This window comes from Helicobacter sp. 11S02629-2, assembly GCF_002272875.1.
Taxonomy (GTDB): domain Bacteria; phylum Campylobacterota; class Campylobacteria; order Campylobacterales; family Helicobacteraceae; genus Helicobacter_I.
The window spans coordinates 1-16,046 of sequence record NZ_MLAN01000019.1; the positions used below are offsets into that span (position 1 = coordinate 1).

General features: G+C 35.2%; 18 protein-coding genes and 1 pseudogene. 10 read left to right on the forward strand and 9 right to left on the reverse strand.

The window, feature by feature from the left end; all coding sequences use genetic code 11:
- Positions 1 to 570: 570 nt before the first annotated feature.
- The 8 genes from lptB to hypB form a co-directional block, all read right to left on the reverse strand.
- Complete coding sequence (lptB, locus tag BKH40_RS08010) at positions 571 to 1,293, reverse strand: LPS export ABC transporter ATP-binding protein (RefSeq protein WP_095278490.1); 723 nt, start codon at positions 1,291 to 1,293, stop codon at positions 571 to 573.
- The gene (gene tsaE, locus BKH40_RS08015) at positions 1,290 to 1,715 is read right to left on the reverse strand and encodes a tRNA (adenosine(37)-N6)-threonylcarbamoyltransferase complex ATPase subunit type 1 TsaE (protein ID WP_095278492.1); all 426 of its coding nucleotides are present in this window, start codon (positions 1,713 to 1,715) and stop codon (positions 1,290 to 1,292) included. The genes lptB and tsaE overlap by 4 nt, the downstream gene beginning before the upstream one ends.
- 26 nt (positions 1,716 to 1,741) lie before the next feature.
- Positions 1,742 to 2,173 (reverse strand): hypothetical protein, encoded by a 432-nt coding sequence (locus BKH40_RS08020; protein ID WP_095278493.1) that lies wholly within the window; start codon positions 2,171 to 2,173, stop codon positions 1,742 to 1,744.
- Positions 2,174 to 2,219: 46 nt separating this feature from the next.
- On the reverse strand, positions 2,220 to 3,962 hold the full coding sequence (locus tag BKH40_RS08025) for a DNA polymerase III subunit gamma/tau (protein WP_095278494.1): 1,743 nt from the start codon (positions 3,960 to 3,962) through the stop codon (positions 2,220 to 2,222).
- 73 nt (positions 3,963 to 4,035) lie between these two features.
- Positions 4,036 to 4,725 carry a hypothetical protein gene (locus tag BKH40_RS08030; protein WP_095278496.1) on the reverse strand — a complete coding sequence of 230 codons (690 nt, stop codon included), beginning with the start codon at positions 4,723 to 4,725 and terminating at the stop codon, positions 4,036 to 4,038.
- Positions 4,726 to 4,766: 41 nt separating this feature from the next.
- Positions 4,767 to 5,999, reverse strand: coding sequence for a hypothetical protein (locus BKH40_RS08035; RefSeq protein ID WP_095278497.1), 1,233 nt, complete (start codon positions 5,997 to 5,999; stop codon positions 4,767 to 4,769).
- Positions 6,000 to 6,048: 49 nt separating this feature from the next.
- Positions 6,049 to 6,294, reverse strand: a complete 246-nt coding sequence (locus BKH40_RS08040) for a HypC/HybG/HupF family hydrogenase formation chaperone (RefSeq protein ID WP_095278498.1) — start codon at positions 6,292 to 6,294, stop codon at positions 6,049 to 6,051.
- A gap of 33 nt (positions 6,295 to 6,327) precedes the next feature.
- Positions 6,328 to 7,008, reverse strand: a complete 681-nt coding sequence (hypB, locus tag BKH40_RS08045; RefSeq protein ID WP_095278500.1) for a hydrogenase nickel incorporation protein HypB — start codon at positions 7,006 to 7,008, stop codon at positions 6,328 to 6,330.
- 99 nt (positions 7,009 to 7,107) lie between these two features.
- On the opposite strand from hypB, the gene rplI reads away from it, so the two are divergent.
- From rplI to waaA, 10 genes are all read left to right on the forward strand, one after another.
- Positions 7,108 to 7,551, forward strand: coding sequence for a 50S ribosomal protein L9 (gene rplI, locus BKH40_RS08050; protein WP_095278501.1), 444 nt, complete (start codon positions 7,108 to 7,110; stop codon positions 7,549 to 7,551).
- A gap of 175 nt (positions 7,552 to 7,726) precedes the next feature.
- Positions 7,727 to 8,455, forward strand: a complete 729-nt coding sequence (locus BKH40_RS08055; protein ID WP_095278512.1) for an amino acid ABC transporter ATP-binding protein — start codon at positions 7,727 to 7,729, stop codon at positions 8,453 to 8,455.
- Positions 8,456 to 8,481: 26 nt separating this feature from the next.
- Positions 8,482 to 9,285 carry a transporter substrate-binding domain-containing protein gene (locus BKH40_RS08060; protein WP_095278502.1) on the forward strand — a complete coding sequence of 268 codons (804 nt, stop codon included), beginning with the start codon at positions 8,482 to 8,484 and terminating at the stop codon, positions 9,283 to 9,285.
- Complete coding sequence (locus tag BKH40_RS08065) at positions 9,285 to 9,971, forward strand: amino acid ABC transporter permease (protein ID WP_095278504.1); 687 nt, start codon at positions 9,285 to 9,287, stop codon at positions 9,969 to 9,971. The genes BKH40_RS08060 and BKH40_RS08065 overlap by 1 nt, the downstream gene beginning before the upstream one ends.
- 12 nt (positions 9,972 to 9,983) lie before the next feature.
- Positions 9,984 to 10,634 (forward strand): amino acid ABC transporter permease, encoded by a 651-nt coding sequence (locus BKH40_RS08070; RefSeq protein ID WP_095278505.1) that lies wholly within the window; start codon positions 9,984 to 9,986, stop codon positions 10,632 to 10,634.
- A gap of 95 nt (positions 10,635 to 10,729) precedes the next feature.
- Positions 10,730 to 11,902, forward strand: coding sequence for a 3',5'-cyclic-nucleotide phosphodiesterase (locus tag BKH40_RS08075; RefSeq protein WP_095278506.1), 1,173 nt, complete (start codon positions 10,730 to 10,732; stop codon positions 11,900 to 11,902).
- A gap of 39 nt (positions 11,903 to 11,941) precedes the next feature.
- Positions 11,942 to 12,685 (forward strand): carboxy-S-adenosyl-L-methionine synthase CmoA, encoded by a 744-nt coding sequence (gene cmoA / locus BKH40_RS08080; RefSeq protein WP_095278507.1) that lies wholly within the window; start codon positions 11,942 to 11,944, stop codon positions 12,683 to 12,685.
- Positions 12,686 to 12,694: 9 nt separating this feature from the next.
- Positions 12,695 to 13,417 carry a Nif3-like dinuclear metal center hexameric protein gene (locus BKH40_RS08085; RefSeq protein WP_095278509.1) on the forward strand — a complete coding sequence of 241 codons (723 nt, stop codon included), beginning with the start codon at positions 12,695 to 12,697 and terminating at the stop codon, positions 13,415 to 13,417.
- 20 nt (positions 13,418 to 13,437) lie between these two features.
- The gene (locus BKH40_RS08090; RefSeq protein ID WP_095278510.1) at positions 13,438 to 14,166 is read left to right on the forward strand and encodes a C4-type zinc ribbon domain-containing protein; all 729 of its coding nucleotides are present in this window, start codon (positions 13,438 to 13,440) and stop codon (positions 14,164 to 14,166) included.
- A gap of 53 nt (positions 14,167 to 14,219) precedes the next feature.
- Positions 14,220 to 15,377, forward strand: a complete 1,158-nt coding sequence (gene waaA, locus BKH40_RS08095; protein ID WP_257842542.1) for a lipid IV(A) 3-deoxy-D-manno-octulosonic acid transferase — start codon at positions 14,220 to 14,222, stop codon at positions 15,375 to 15,377.
- Between the two features lie 454 nt (positions 15,378 to 15,831).
- Here waaA and BKH40_RS08800 read toward each other — a convergent pair.
- Positions 15,832 to 16,046: pseudogene (locus tag BKH40_RS08800) on the reverse strand (methyl-accepting chemotaxis protein); the annotation flags it as partial.

Consider the following 16,046-nt stretch of genomic DNA (forward strand, 5'->3'; position numbering starts at 1 on the left):
TTTTCAAAAGAGGCTTTTTAGTTCCTTTTTATATAGGTTATTAAATATTTAGATGGGGAAAACTTTATTAAAAACTATATTTGGATGCTTATAATTAAGTTTAATATATGCTAATTGAGTGCACTTTTTGTAGAGAAAAAGCTTACATCTCTATCTAGCTCTACAAACCACCAACCCAAACTTGCTAATACTAAAAGTTAATCTTCTCTCATTATGCAAAACTAACTCTTCTTTTTATTTCTTCTTTCTTTTGACATTTGATTATGTCATCGCATTGCATGCTTCTAGCACACGATCTAAAGATAGGCTTGCTTCATTAGCCTCTAGTCTCCTAGCGTCAAGATATAAGATAATGTTTATTCTTTTTGTTCATCCTCTATGCTCCCTCATTGCTAGAAAGAAGAGAGTAGAGAAAACATAAAAGCAAGAGGCTGCAGTAAGTTATAGGGAAATATAAAAATCTCAAAGTACAAAAAAGTAAGAAGAATATAAAATCCTCTCTAATCAAATAGAAGTAAAATATTTATCACTAGTTTAAAGATGATAGATACTTATTTAGATTCTTATATATCAAGCCTTAAAGTGCTCACCTAGATAGTACTTTCTAACAAGTGGGTTTTCATAGATCTCACTTGCCTCACCACTAGCTAAAAGTGCCCCACTTTTTATAACATAGGCTCTATTACAGACACTTAAGGTTTCTCTTACGTTGTGATCAGTTATTAAAACACCTATATTCATAGCAGCTAGCGTTTCTACTATCTTTTGGATATCAAGCACGGCTATAGGGTCCACCCCAGCAAAAGGCTCATCTAAGAGTATAAACTTTGGACTTTTTATAAGTGCGCGCGCTATCTCTACACGACGTCTTTCACCACCACTTAGACTAATGCCTTTGCGACCTCTTATAGGCTCTATATTAAAAGCTTCTAGCATCTTATCTATTCTGTTGTTTATCTCTTTTTTATTAGTATAAGCGTTTTGTGCGGCTATCATTAAGTTATCTTCCACACTTAAGTCTTTAAAGATACTTGATTCTTGAGGTAGATAACCTATACCAAGGTTGCTTCTAGCGTGAAGTGGAAGTTTAGAGATATTTTTATCATCTAGCCATACTTCACCACCTGTTGGCTTCAAAAGACCACATATCATGTAAAAAGTAGTAGTCTTACCAGCACCATTAGGCCCTAAAAGTCCCACTACTTCGTTGTTGTGCACTTCTAGTGAGATATCTTCTACTATGCGTGTGCTTTTAATGTGCTTGCTAAGATTTTTAGCCTTTAGTACGCTCATACTTCCTCAATAGTGTAAATTCTAGAGTGCTCTTCTTTCTCTATAATCTTAATCTTAGCAAACTTAAAGCCTAGTTCTGTTAAGTTGGTCTCTAAAACTTCTCCCCACTCTAGGAAGTGAAAGCCTTCATTTTGCAAGCACTCAAAAGCTTCTAGGGCATGCATAGGAGTATCTTTAAAGTAAAAATCATAGTGATAGATCTTACTTTTCTTTACTGCTTGCCCTATATCATACTCATTTATAAAGCTAAAGCTTGGACTACAAGTCCTAGCACTAAAGCAGCTTGCAAAGGCTTGAACTAAAGTGCTTTTACCACTGCCTACTTCTCCAACTAGTAAAAATATCTTAGAATCTAAATCTAGCATATGCTCACACAAGACTTTAAGCTCCCCTTCTTTTAAACAAAACTCTTTACTTTCCATATCTAAGCCTTATAGTTTAAGATGCCTTAGTCCTTCCAAGGAGGGCTGTCATCTTTAGATTCCATTCTTTTAGGTTCTATGCTAGTGTCTCTAAACTTAGAATCTAAGCTTATAGCTTCTATATCCTCTTTAGATTCTATATCTACTTTTGATAGCTTAAGCTCTTTTTGCCCTTCTAGTTTTTGCACAGGTAAAACTCTCATCTTAGCTATGCCAAAGTTACTTTTTAGATACTCTAGAAGCTCTTTATTTTCAAGCTTAAAGTTCTCTACTTCTTCTTTTTGGCTTAAAGGCTTTTTAGAATCTACTTCTTGTTCTAGACTTTCTAGGCTAGCTTCTAAGTTGACACTTGCTTCTTCTAGGCTAGGGCTTAGTGTTTCAAAACTAGCTTCTTCTTTACTAGTTAGCTCTTCTTCTCTTGGTAGCTTGCTATCTTCTTGTAAGTCTAAGTTAGCCATGCCCTCTATGGTCTCTAGCTCTGGCAGCTCTTTTTTATCTGCAGTTTTAGGGTAAGTCCTTGTCTATACTGGCACTTTTAGGAGTGACTTTTGCTAAGACCTTATTAACCTTTAGTTTTAGATTACTTCCAAAGACCTCATCTAAAAGCAGCTTTATGCCACTGTAGCGAGTTCTTATGATACTAGCTAGCTCATCTGGTGCGAAGTTATCAAGCTCTAAGATTCCATCTTCAAAGCTTTTATACTCTATAAAGTTTTCAAATATCTCTCCAAGCTCAGCGTCTTTAAAGCTAAGTCTTTCTAAAAAAAGTACGTATCTAGTGTCTTTTGGCAACTCTAAAAAAGTAGGCTTTTGTTCTACTTCCTCTAAGGCTTTGTCTACTTTTTGGCTTGCTTCTTGCTCTAAATTTTCAGACTGCGCCCTCTCTTTTACGCTAGTAGAGACTACAAAATCTTTACTAGATGCACTAAGCGTTGCATCCTTTCTAACTTCTAGCTTAGAAGGTATGCCTTCACTAGGCTTAGATTCTAAGCTATCTTTACTACTAGCTTCTTTTAAAACACTAGCTTCAGCCCTAGCAATGGCAGTTTTTATATCTAAAACCTTACTAGCCTCACACATCCTAAGCACACATAAAAGAAGGCAGAAGTCACTATCGCTATCATTTTGCAAGTCATATCTTGCATCGTTTATGATGCGTAGATACCTAGTAGCAAGCTCTAAGGGAAGCTCTAAGTTAGTAACCTTGGTCTTTATAAAAAAAGCTAGCTCATCTATAACCATCTGGGCTTCATAGTCTCTAACGCTTAGTACAAACTCCCTAGCCTTTTGCATATCCCCGCTACTTAGGATTAAAAAAAGCTCATCAAACACGCTAGGGTTAAGTGCACCTATCATGGTAGAAACTGCCTCTACGCTTAGATTTTGCTTGCTATAGATTATGGCTTGCTCTAGCATGGTTAACACATCTCTTACTGATCCACTTTGAGATTTTAAGATTAGGTTTAGTGCCTCTTCTTCATAGCTAACTTTTTCTTTTTCTAAGATAGTTTTTAAGTGGGCTAAAAGCTTGGCATTTGATATCTTTTTAAATCTATAGTGCTGGGTTCTGCTTAGTATGGTAGCTGGCATCTTAAGTGGGTCAGTAGTCGCTAGGATAAACTTTACATAGCTTGGAGGCTCTTCTAGCGTTTTTAAAAGGGCATTAAAGGCTTCTTTAGTAAGCATGTGCACTTCATCGATTATAAAAATCTTAAAGCGACCAACTGAAGGTCTGTACTTGGTTTGTTCTATCAAGTCTCTTATATCATCTATCTTCCTATTACTAGCACCATCTATTTCTATGATATCTGGGTGGTTGCCCTTAAGTGCTAAAACACAGTTATCACAGACCCCACAAGGATGCGAAGATATACCCTTTTCGCACTCCAAACTCCTAGCCATGATACGTGCACTTGAAGTTTTTCCACTTCCTCTAAGCCCACTAAAAAGATAGGCGTTTGATATCTTATTAGAATCCAAACTTGCACTTAAAGTTAGACTTACGCTTTCTTGTCCTATAAGCTCGCTAAAAAGTATAGGGCGGTATTTTAAGGCTAGATTCACATTAGAAGGAGTGTCGTCTTTTAAAGGTGTAGAGTTTGCAGGGCTTGCTTCTTTGCTAGCTATCTTACTAGAATCGCTAGTAGTTTCCATACCAAAGATACCAGATTCTAAGCCTATGGGCTCTTCTAATATAGTAGTATCTTTCATCTCATAAGCATCATAGCCATTTTGCATATCTTGCATCTTTATAGAACCCTTCTCTTGCTTTTGTTTTATCTACTTGTCTTTGACATTATAACATTTTGCCTTTTTGACTTCATGGCACTCTACGCACGTAGTTAAAGCCAGTCTCTGGCACTAAAACTATCTCAAAAACCACGCCAAAGTTAGCAAGTCTAACTAAGCTTTCACTAACCCTTTCTTGCCTTGCCCCACAGTAAACCCTCCCAAGACTATCAAAGTAAAATCTAGTGCTTTCTCTTTCAAAACAAGTCCTATTACTTTGCACTTCTAAGTTTTGTATACCTAAGGATTCTTTTAGGCGGTAGTTAAACTTAGCATTGTTTCTGCAAAAGGCTGCAATATTAGTGTTGTTATACCCACTTAAGCACTTAGCACTCAAAGCATCAAGGGCTAAAATATCCCCTGCCATAGGTCTCATATCATAGTGGGTAGTTTGTACATTTCTTGGAGTGTCTTTGTAGATAGACATGCTATTTTCAGTATAGATTCCACCTAAGTGAAACTGTAACTGCCACATATGAGGCCTAAAGGTATTAAACAAGACTTCAGCATTTAGACTTGGGATAAGTGGTGCTACACTAAGAGTGCTAACTGGCATAAGGTTAGAATCAAGTAGTGCCATACCTCTAGCTCTATGCATAGCATAAGAGATATTGTGACTAGCAAGAAGGGAGTTAAAGCCATTTAGTCTATAATAAAACAAAGCACTAAAGCTTAAAACTCCCAATATAACTAAGATGCCAACTAACTCTAAAAGCCGCAAACTTCACCTCTTTTATGTCTTACTTTATATTTCTTAGCCTTTTAAGGATGGCTTTTTATAGGGTCTACTTCATAGACGTGGATCACCCTACCAAGATACTTGATAACTATAGCATTTTCAAAGGTCTTATTTTTCCGTGAGTAAAAAGGCTCTAGCTTATACTTATCACCATCAGAGATTCCATAAAACTTTAACCTCTCCCTTAAAGTCTTGCTATAAACTTGGATATGAGTTATGCCCATAGCTTTAAGATCATGTGCTATCTCTTTTGCTTCATAAAAGGAGTAGGCAAAGTTTGGCTCACTTGAAAAAAGATAAGTTATCTTATTACCAAGTAAAAGGGCAGTTGATAAAAAGGCTACTACTAAGATAACTACTAGCCTTAAAGTATAAGCCCTAGCATAGACTTTAAGTCTAAGTCTTATGCTTGAAAGTATCTTAACAACCACAAGTGGCAAGCCTACTAAGATAGGTGGAAAAAAAGATTCTATATCTATCTCTTGTCTGGTGGATAAAAGCAAGATAAAGATTATGCCAACAAAAGGGATTAGGTTTAAAAGGCTAGCTTTATTTAATACGCTATCATAAACGCAGTAACAGTAATAGATAAAAAGCAAAGGTGAAAGCAGCATGGCAAAAAGCCCTAAAGTATCTAAAAAGTAGGCTTCTGGAACTCCTCTTATAGGAGAAAATATGTACATATTAGCACCAAAAAAGATTATAGAAAAGATAAGTATTTTTACATTTTTAAAAATCAGTCCATAAAAAAATAAAGATAGTAAAAGCACAGCCCCACTGGAATCTAAAAACGTTATAACTATAAAAAGCACATAGCTTATATGCTTAAAGTAAAGTTTTAAAAAAACTATCAGCAAGGTTATAAGCAAGATGATGGATGACTTTGAAACTAAAAGGGCTATGATATTAACCCCCGGGATTAACATATAGATAAAAACTACTAAGAGGGCATCTTCTTTGCGTCTTACAACTTTTAAAGAGATAAGATAAAGCAAGGTGACATTTATAATATGAAGTATCAAAAAAGGCAGCCTTAAGGCAAAGTCGTTATGCCCAAAGACATCTATAAAAAAGTTAGCCATCCACGCGGCAACTGAGGCATCTTTTTGCAAAAGTATGGCCTCTTTATAGTAGATACTTATCTCATTAATCATAACAGTTAAGATAACTACGTGCACGATTAAAAGTAGTAAAAAGTAAAAATGGTTTAAGAGATCACACCTGCTTTGCTGTGTCCTTAGATGAAATATCTTCACTTGGAATCTTTATTTATATTTTTAGCCTTCTAGGCTAAAGTCCCTAGCTTCAAGCACCATCTTCTTCTTCCATAGATGCAACTATTTGTTTATAAAGCTCTAGACTTTCAAGGGCGTCTTTTTCATCCATCTTAGAGATAACATAGCCTATATGAAGTAAGACATATTCACCGATATGTACCTCATCTTCCATTAGATCTAAACTCGCACTTCTTTGCACACCCATAGTATCAATGACAACTTGACTGTTTTCTTTATCTATGGAGATAACTTTTGAAGGTATGGCTAAACACATGTTAGTTCCTTGAATGTGGATTTAAAATATTTGCTACTTAAAAATATAAGTTGTTGTGTAGTTTTGCTTTTTAGATTCTAAAAGAAAGTCTTTTAAGGACTTAAGACTATCATCTTTAGTGTTTACTTCAAAGATAGGCACATCACTCCTAAGTGAGTTTATATCTTCTTTCACTCTAGCCACACTAAAGTCAAAGTAAGGTAGTAAATCGCACTTTGAGATAACTAAAGCATCAGCACACATAAACATGCTTGGATATTTTAGTACCTTATCATCCCCTTCTGGCACGCTTAGGCAAACTATATTTATATTAGCCCCTAGATCATAGCTTGCTGGGCAGACAAGATTACCAACATTTTCTATAAATATAAACTCTAAGTCTTTAAAGCTAAGACTAGATTCTATAAAAGGCAAGGCATCTTCTATCATTTTAGCTTCAAGATGGCAAGCTTCTCCAGTTGTTATCTGATGGGCTAAGATTCCTTTTTGCTCTAATCTTAAAGCATCCCTATTAGTCTGTAAGTCACCTTCTATAACGCAAAACTTTAAGTCCTTATAAGCACTCATCTTTTCTAGCATGGAAGTTTTTCCACTACCAGGAGAACTCATAAAGTTAACGACATATTTATGTTTTATCTTATAAAACTCTCTTAATCTAGTAGCTACTAAATCATTTTTACTTAGCACTCTTTTAGCAACTTCAATGTTTATCATCTCTTAGTCCTTTGTTAAGGTATAAATTAAGCTACTTTGTAAAGTTCCATTATATTAAGTTAAAATCATATTACATTTAGCTTATAAAAAGGATGATAAATGAAAGTACTTCTTCTTAAAGATGTAGTAAGTTTAGGTAAAGCTGGAGATATAGTAGAAGTGGCTGGAGGCTACGCCCAAAACTTCCTAATCCCAAAAAACATGGCAAAACTAGCCACTAACGAAGTTATCAATAAATACAAAGCCGACATAAAACGCAAGGAAGAAAAACTTGCCCTTGACACTCAACTAGCAGAAGCCACGGCTAAAACTATAAGAGACTTAAGTATAACTATCGCCAAAAAAGTAGGTAGTAATAACCACCTTTTTGGCTCTCTTACAAAAGATGAAGTAGCAAGCGAGCTAGAAAAACAACATAGAATAGTACTTGATAAAAAACATCTTGAGATCCCTAGCATCAAAAGTCCGGGCACTTATGAAGTAGTAGCAAAACTAGGTCATGGACTAAATGCAAGCTTTAAGGTTGTGGTAGTTCAAGAATAACTAATTTATATAGTTACATAAAGTAATATATGATAATTTAAAATGTGTAGTTTTTACCTGTAGTTAGGATTTTTTAATATTCTCAAGCTATAATGGAAATCCACGCAATACAAGATAATGATCTTTTATACCAAAAAGAGAGGCAAGTAAGTAGCTTATGTCAACACCAAAAGAAATGATAAAACTAGAAAATGTAAATAAAAACTTTGGGAGCGTGCACGTTCTAAAAGATGTCAACCTAACTGTGACTGAAGGTGAAAAACTAGTCATAATCGGCCCTAGTGGAAGTGGGAAAAGCACCACTATTAGATGCATGAACGGGCTTGAAGAAGCAACTAGTGGAAAAGTTATAATAGAAGGCACCCTCCTTACCCACAAAAACAAACTTCAGATATGCAGAAAGTACTGTGCTATGGTCTTTCAGCACTTTAACCTCTATCCTCACATGACAGTTTTAGAAAACCTTATCCTTGCCCCTATAAAAGTTAACAAACGCAAAAAAGACGAGGTTGTAAAAGAAGCTTATAAATACCTAGAAGTAGTAGGCTTAACAGATAAGGCAAAAGTTTATCCACAAACCTTAAGTGGAGGACAACAACAAAGAGTAGCCATAGCTAGGGCTTTAGTCTCTAAAAAAGAGATCATTCTTTTTGATGAGCCAACCTCAGCCCTAGACCCAGAGACAGTTCAAGAAGTTTTAGATATCATGTGTAAGATCTCCAAAGAAACTACCACTACTATGGTAGTAGTTACTCACGAGATGGGCTTTGCAAAAGAAGTAGCTGATAGGATAGTTTTTATGGAAGATGGCAGAATCATAGAAGAAGCCAAACCAAAAGACTTTTTTGAAAATCCAAAAAGTGAGAGGACAAAAAGCTTTTTAAGCAAGATTCTAACTCACTAAGTTTAAACCAACATCAAGGAGACAATATGAAGTTATTTGGCAAATTAAACATGTTAAAAACAGCAACGATGGCACTAGCCTTAGGTGTGTTTTTAGTAGCTTGTAGCAACGAAGCAGGTAAAACTCAAGACACTCAAGCCAACATCAAAAAAAGAGGTGAGTTAGTCATAGGTGTTAAAAAAGATGTGCCTAAATTTGCCCTTTTAGATCAAAAAACTGGAAAGATAGAAGGCTTTGAAGTTGATGTAGGCAAGCTTTTAGCAAAAAGTATGCTAGGTGATGAAAACAAAATCAAACTAGTACCAGTTACTGCTAAAACTAGAGGGCCTTTATTAGATAATGGAACTTTAGACGCCATCATAGCTACTTTTACAGTTACCCCAGAAAGACAAAAAGTTTATAACTTTTCTAGCTCTTATTATAAAAGCCACGTAGGTTTGCTAGTACTAAAGTCTAATAATTTTAAAAGCTTTAAAGACTTAAACGACAAGATAGTAGGTGTGGCACAAGGTGCTACAACTGGTAAAGTCCTAGAAGCAGCAGCAAAACAAGATGGTATAAAAATTAAGTTCCAAGAGTATCCTGACTACCCTTCACTAAAAGCTGCACTTGATAGTAAAAGGATAGATGCATTTAGCGTTGATAAAACTATACTTTTGGGCTACGTAGATGATCAAAGTGAGATCTTACCTGATAACTTTGATAGCCAAGACTATGGAATCGTAACTAGGAAAAACGACCAAGCTTGGAGTGACTATGTAGATAACTTTGTAAAAACTCATGAAGCAGATATCAAACAGCTTGAAGAAAAGTGGGGCGTAACTCAATAATGGGTCCTTTTGCTTTAGACAAGTGGATAGATACATTTAATCACATAAATGTATTTTTAAGTGGGTTTGCCTATACACTAGGTGTATCCATACTTGCCATCATTATAGCTATCATCATGGGTACTATAAGTGGCCTTATGGCCACTGGCAAGATAAGGATACTTAGGTGGATAGCTAGGATATATGTTGAGTTTTTTCAAAACACTCCCTTACTTATAAACCTTTTCTTTTTGTACTTCGTGCTTCCTAGGATTCCTTATATCGGGGTGACTTTGGATGTATTTACACTAGGGGTTATAGGTGTTGGTGTATATCATGGCGCTTATATGAGTGAGGTTATAAGAAGTGGTATTACTTCTATACCAAAAGGACAGTTTGAAGCTAGCTATACACAAGGCTTTAATTACTTTCAAAAGATGTTTTATGTCATCTTGCCTCAAACTAAAAAGATAATCTTACCGCCTACTGTTAATCAGATAGTGGCACTAATAAAAAATACTTCAGTACTAGCCATCATATCAGGTGCTGAACTAATGTATAACGCAGATAACTATGCTCAAAGTAGCCTTAACTACGCAACTGCCTACCTAGTAGCTGGCGTGCTTTACTTTATAGTCTGCTTCATCATAGCCTACTTTGCAGGCCGCTATGAAAACAAACTTAAAAAAGCCCATATGGCAAGATAGGAAGGATAAAACATGACTTTATTTGACTTTACCTTGCTTTTAAAAGGTCTTGGACTTAGTATCATAATGGCAGTTTGTGCGGCAATTGGCGCTATTATATTTGGAAGCATCCTAGCAGTTATGAGAAACTATGGCATAAAAGTTTTTGTCGTAATCTCAACTTTTTACATAGAGATCTTTAGAAACACTCCACTACTTCTTTGGATGTATGCGGCATGTTTTGTGCTCCCAAGCCTAGTGCCAATCCCTGCAAACTATGCAGTTTTAGGAACTATAGGGCTGTTTTTATATACTTCTTCAGTTATGGCTGAGATCATTAGAGGTGGGTTAAACTCCATACCAAAAGGACAGTTTGAAGCTAGCTACTCTCAAGGTTTTGGAAGAGTTTTCACTCTCTTTTATATAATCTTTCCTCAATGCTTTAGAAAAGTTACTCCAACCATCCTTTCTCAGTGTATAACAACTTTAAAAGATACCTCTTTCCTAGCAGCACTAAATGTAGCTGAACTAACTAATGCCAGCAAAGATATACTTAGCAGGCTAACTACTTTTAAAGAGATAGTTACTGTATTTATAGTAGTTGCTGCACTTTACTTCATAGTCTGTTTTGCATTATCCTTAACTGTTAGATATTATTCAAATCGCAATAAGATAACACACTAGGCTTTTTAAACCTAAACATTTTTAGCCCACCTTTTGGGCTAAATACATACAAAAGATACTAGTGTGAAAGCTAAAAGATAATTAAAGGCAAGATAATGAAGGTTTTTCACCTATCCCACATAGACCTTGATGGCTATGGGGCACAGATGGTTTCTAGTGAGTTTTTTTCTGATATAACATTTTTCAATGCAAACTATGGACGTGAGGTAGGTGCTAGGATAAATGCCATACTTGCCTTGCTTCCAAGTCCTACAAACACCAAAAGTCCTGAGCTTAGCTTTGAAGGAAGGATAAATCTTAGAGACCTAGCCACTTCCCAAAAAGAGATAAAAAAAGATAATGAAAAGTATCTAATCTTAATAACAGATCTAAACTTAACCATGCAAGAGAGCAAGTTTTTAAGCCAGAAAGTTAAAGAGTTAAAGCTAGCTGGGATAGATATAGAACTAGTCTTACTAGACCATCACGCAACAGGTGAAGAGTGTGCCAAAAACTACTCTTGGTACAACCTAGATATAAATAGATGTGCTACTAAGATAACTTTTGACTACTTATTAGAACACTACAAACTGCTAAATCCAGAAAACCTAACTTGGCTTACTCCAGTAGTACAGATGATAAACTCAGTAGATATCTGGAAAGAAGATGAGTTTGGCTTTGAGTTTGGAAAAGTTGCACTAAATATGATAGCAGCTAGCAACGAGCTAAGCCGCATGATGTTTGATGCACAAGATAGAGCCCTAAAACTCTCCCTTATAAGAAAGACTAAAGACTATCTTGTAGAATCTAACACGGGCTTAACTGTGGAAGGCAAAGTCTTTGATGAAGTAAGCTTTGATAATGACTTATTTTTCATAAAAAAAGCCCTTTTTGAAGGTGACGCTAAAAGTGAAACTATGGGTAACATCCTAGCAAGATATCAAGTCTCACTCTTAAGCAAGCAAAAACAAAGATGCACAGTTAAGTATAAAGACAAGCTTGGCTTTTTAAGCTATGGGGTTGGCAACATAAGCATCCTTGCTAATACTTTCTTAAACACAAACCCAGAGTTTGACTTCTATATGGATGTAAGCCCACGGGGTAATGTAAGCTTGCGGGCTAATGGCAACTGTGATGTAAGTGCCTTAAGCCAAGCCTGTTTTAACGGTGGTGGCCACAAAAATGCAAGTGGTGGCAGGATAGATTCTTTTAGGGAATCTTTTTTTTACGATGATATAAAAGAGCAAATCCAAGGGCATCTATCCATGAAAGATGAGTGGGAACTTTAGGCTTTTTAGATTCTAAAAAAGCACCCATAAAGGCAAAGCATGCAAAAAGATACCATTTTTCAAACTGACACTATAAAAACTTTTGAGTTTAACCAAGCTATAGCTAATGTCTTTGATGACATGCTATTTCGTTCCATCCCCTTTTATAAAGAAGTCATAAGTCTAAGCATAGAGTTTTTAAAATACTTTATACAAAAGGCTAAAGACGCTGGGAAAGAAAGCGTAATTTATGACTTAGGGTCTTCAACTGGTAACTTTTTGTTTGAATGTGAGAGAATCTTAAAGCAAGCAGATATAAAAGCCTCTCTCATAGGTATAGATAACTCCTCTGCCATGGTAGAAAAAGCACGCCTTAAAGCAAAAAGTTTAGAATCCAATATAGAGTTTTTGGAGCTTGACTTAAAAGAAGTAAGTTTCCAAAACATACATACAAACTTTATAGTCTCACACTACACTTTGCAGTTCCTCCCTCCCACTTTAAGAAAAGAAGTACTTAAAAATATAGCCTTAGCTTTGAGTGAAGATTCCATCTTTCTCATGGCTGAAAAAGTAAAAAGTGATGACTTAGAACTAGATGCTTTGATAACTAAAAAATACTATAGCTACAAAGAAGCCCAAGGCTATAGCAAGGCTGAGATCTATAGAAAAAAAGAAGCCCTTGAAAACGTACTTATACCTTTTAGTGTAGATGAAAATATATCCATGCTGAAAGAAGCAGGCTTTACTCACGTAGAGATACTTTTTAAGTGGCTAAACTTTACGCTATTCTTAGCTAAAAAGTAAGGAGAGACTATGCTAGAGCTATATAACTTACTAGATAAACTTAGCCCTTTTGGCACGCAAGCTAGCTGGGATAACTCAGGGCTTAATGTAGGAAGTTTGAAATCTAAACTAGATTCTAAAAACATCTATCTTGCCTTAGAGGCTGACTTAAAAGTAGTTAGTGAAGCAAAAAAAGATAGTGTGCTTATAACCCATCATCCTTTGATATTTAGCCAACTTAAATGCATAGATACTAGCACTCACCCGGGCAATATTATAAAGATACTTTTAGAAAAAAACATCACCTTAATAAGCATGCACACTAACTTTGACCTAAGCCATCTAAATAAAGCCTTTGCAAAAAAACTAGGCTTTAGTGAGTGCAAAGAAGACGAGTATGTCTTAAGTAAAGAAGTAGATACTAGCTTTGAAGCCTTAGCCTTAGAAGTTAAAAAAAGACTAGGGCTAGAAGTACTGCAAGTCTGCAAGGCTAGTGCTAATATCACGAAAGTTAATATTACTTGTGGCAGTGGTATGAGCTCTCTTAAGTACTGCAAGGAAGGTGAGTGCCTTATAACTGGGGACATAAAGTATCATGACGCAGTAAACGCTTTAGCCAATAAAGTAAGCCTTATAAACGTGCCGCACTTTGTTTCTGAGGAAATTTTTGGGGAGATTTTAGATCTGGAATTGCGAAAATTTGGCATAAAAGCTATAATTATAAGTTCACAAAACCCACTAAGCTATATATAATCACTTAAAAAGGAAAATTGATGAATATCAACCTATCTCAGCTTATAAGTATTAGCCAACTAGATAAAGAAATAGACGCCTTAAGCCCAGCCATAGAAGCAAAAAGAAGCACTTCTTTAAAGCTTAAAAAGCAAGAAGAAAAATACCTCAAAGAGATAGAAGACCTAAATGCAAAAATCGAAGATGCAAACATAAGGATAGCTAGAAATGAGCAGTCTTTAAAAGAGCATGAAGAAGCCCTAGAAGCCAACCTTGCTAAAGCTAAGGCTGCAAAAAGCGATAAAGATCTAAAAAATATGCAAATAGATGATGACCTAAGTCGTGAGCAGATAGAAAGGATAGCAGCAGAGCAAGTAGAGCTAGATAAAAGAAAGATAGAGTATCAAGAAAGCATCAACACCATACAAAAGCAGATAACTAACCTAGTAAGTGATATACAAGAAGCCGAAGAAACTATAAACAACGATATAGAAGAGATAAAGAAAAAACAAGCAGTTTTTTATAATAAAAAACAAGAAATCATCATGAAGATAGATAAAAAGATACTATCTTTTTATGAAAAGATTAAAAAGTGGGCTGGTAACACTAGCGTAGTTCAGATTAAAAGAAATGCTTGTGGTGGCTGCTTCATGAAGCTTAGTGATAAAGTATGTTCTGAAGTGATGTATGGGGATAGTATAAGCACTTGCCCACACTGCGGCAGAATCCTATATGCCATAAAAGAGAGAGAAACTGAAACTGCCAAATAGGTCAGATACAACTAAGCCAAAAACTTCAAAGACTAGATAAAGGCGGTGCTATCTTGCTACTAGTCTATTTCATCCTAGCAAGCATCATCTACCTTTTAGCCCTGCCCTTCTTGCTTTGCCTTTCTTTTAAGGCAAAGTATAGGCTTAGCTTTAAAAAACGCTTTTTTCTCCCAACTAATCTTAAATCCCAAAACTTTGATATCTGGCTACATGCTTGCAGTGTTGGAGAAGTGACTTCACTTAAGCCCATAATTAAGGCCTTAAATGGTCAAAAAATCTTACTAAGTGTTATAACTCAAACAGGCTTTAAAGAAGCTAGTAAGCTTTATGCTTATAAAAATATAACTATCATCTTTCTCCCTTTTGAGATCCTTTTGCCCTTTGTCGCACCAAAGGTTAAAAAGCTTTTAGTTTTTGAAGCAGAACTTTGGCCTATACTGTTTTATGTAGCACAGAAAAAAGGTGCTATAACCAAACTAGTTAATGCACGTATATCTTTAAGAAGTTTTAGTCGCTATAAGAGATTTAGCTTTTTTTATAAGATGACTTTTAAGTATGTAGACTTTGTGCTAGCCCAAAGTAAAGATGACGCCACTCGCCTAAAAGAGCTAGGTGCTAAAAATATAAAAGTTATAGGCAATATTAAAACTTTAAGTGAGATAAAGCCTACTAAGATTTATAAAAAACCTAAAAAGAAAATATTATGCCTTGCTAGTAGTCACGAAACTGAAGAAGCCCTAGTTTTAAAAGCCTACTTTGAGCTAAAAAAAGAAGGCTTTTTAAAAGAGTTTTTTTTAGTGCTAGTGCCTCGTCATCCAGAGCGTTTTTCTGAAGTCTTTAAGCTTGCTAGCACCTATGTGCCCACTAAACTTTTTAGCGACATGGAATCTAGTTTTGATATAGATGAAGAGATACTAGTGGTTGATAAGATAGGAGAGCTAGTTAATATATATAATATAAGTGAAGTTGCCATACTTGGAGGAAGTTTTATAAGTGTCGGTGGACATAACCCCTTAGAGCCTGCAAGCTTTAATCTAAAGCTTATAAGCGGAAAAGAGATCTATAATCAATTAGAGCTTTTTAAACTAGTAGAAAATGCAAATCTTATAGGTAAAGATGAGCTTTACGCAAGCCTTAAAAATCTAGATTCTTTAAAGCCTTCTTTTATTAAAGAATCCAAAAAAGAATCTCTAGATGAAATCCTTTCTTGAAAGTTTATAAAGTTAAAGTGGATAGCTGTACCATGCATTAGAAAATAGCCTTAAGAAATAAAATAATCGTGTATATTAGCTTCATTACCACAAGTTTACCTTTAGATCTGACTGCTAGCATCAAAGCATTGATAAAAACCTAGATTCCATAAATCTATAGAGTCTATATATTTATAAACCTATATATTTATAGAATCCCCCCTATAAGAAGAGAATCAATACTAAGATTTTCTTCCAAAAAAAAGCTTAGTATTGAAATAATTAGTCTATAAGAAGAGAATCTCTTTTTACTATCTTTCCCTACATTTCTTCTTTTAGAATCTCTTTTTACTATTCATTCTTATTCTCTATTTATTCTTTTAGATCTTCTTCTTTTAGATGCTCTTTTTACTATCTTTTTTTACTATCTTTTCCCCACCATTTTTCCTTTTAGATTCTATTACTATCTTTCCTTCTATATCCTCTTCCTATTAGCATCATTCATTATCTCATCTGCTATATGAGTTACAGAGTTAGAAATCTTAGAAGCATCATCTGCTATGTTTACATTACCTTGAGTAGATTGCTCTAGTAAAGATATAGCATCATTTATCTGAGTTATACCATTAGCTTGTTCTTTTATAGATTCAGCCATGTCATTAATTGATTGAACTAAGATATTAGTATTAG

Excerpts from the sequence above, each read along its gene's own strand:
- lptB (WP_095278490.1), bottom strand. The coding sequence starts at position 1,293 with ATGAGCGTACTAAAGGCTAAAAATCTTAGCAAGCACATTAAAAGCACA.
- tsaE (WP_095278492.1), bottom strand. The coding sequence starts at position 1,715 with ATGGAAAGTAAAGAGTTTTGTTTAAAAGAAGGGGAGCTTAAAGTCTTG.
- BKH40_RS08020 (WP_095278493.1), bottom strand. The coding sequence starts at position 2,173 with ATGGCTAACTTAGACTTACAAGAAGATAGCAAGCTACCAAGAGAAGAA.
- BKH40_RS08025 (WP_095278494.1), bottom strand. The coding sequence starts at position 3,962 with ATGCAAGATATGCAAAATGGCTATGATGCTTATGAGATGAAAGATACT.
- BKH40_RS08040 (WP_095278498.1), bottom strand. The coding sequence starts at position 6,294 with ATGTGTTTAGCCATACCTTCAAAAGTTATCTCCATAGATAAAGAAAAC.
- hypB (WP_095278500.1), bottom strand. The coding sequence starts at position 7,008 with ATGATAAACATTGAAGTTGCTAAAAGAGTGCTAAGTAAAAATGATTTA.
- rplI (WP_095278501.1), top strand. The coding sequence starts at position 7,108 with ATGAAAGTACTTCTTCTTAAAGATGTAGTAAGTTTAGGTAAAGCTGGA.
- BKH40_RS08055 (WP_095278512.1), top strand. The coding sequence starts at position 7,727 with ATGATAAAACTAGAAAATGTAAATAAAAACTTTGGGAGCGTGCACGTT.
- BKH40_RS08060 (WP_095278502.1), top strand. The coding sequence starts at position 8,482 with ATGAAGTTATTTGGCAAATTAAACATGTTAAAAACAGCAACGATGGCA.
- BKH40_RS08065 (WP_095278504.1), top strand. The coding sequence starts at position 9,285 with ATGGGTCCTTTTGCTTTAGACAAGTGGATAGATACATTTAATCACATA.
- BKH40_RS08070 (WP_095278505.1), top strand. The coding sequence starts at position 9,984 with ATGACTTTATTTGACTTTACCTTGCTTTTAAAAGGTCTTGGACTTAGT.
- BKH40_RS08075 (WP_095278506.1), top strand. The coding sequence starts at position 10,730 with ATGAAGGTTTTTCACCTATCCCACATAGACCTTGATGGCTATGGGGCA.
- cmoA (WP_095278507.1), top strand. The coding sequence starts at position 11,942 with ATGCAAAAAGATACCATTTTTCAAACTGACACTATAAAAACTTTTGAG.
- BKH40_RS08085 (WP_095278509.1), top strand. The coding sequence starts at position 12,695 with ATGCTAGAGCTATATAACTTACTAGATAAACTTAGCCCTTTTGGCACG.
- BKH40_RS08090 (WP_095278510.1), top strand. The coding sequence starts at position 13,438 with ATGAATATCAACCTATCTCAGCTTATAAGTATTAGCCAACTAGATAAA.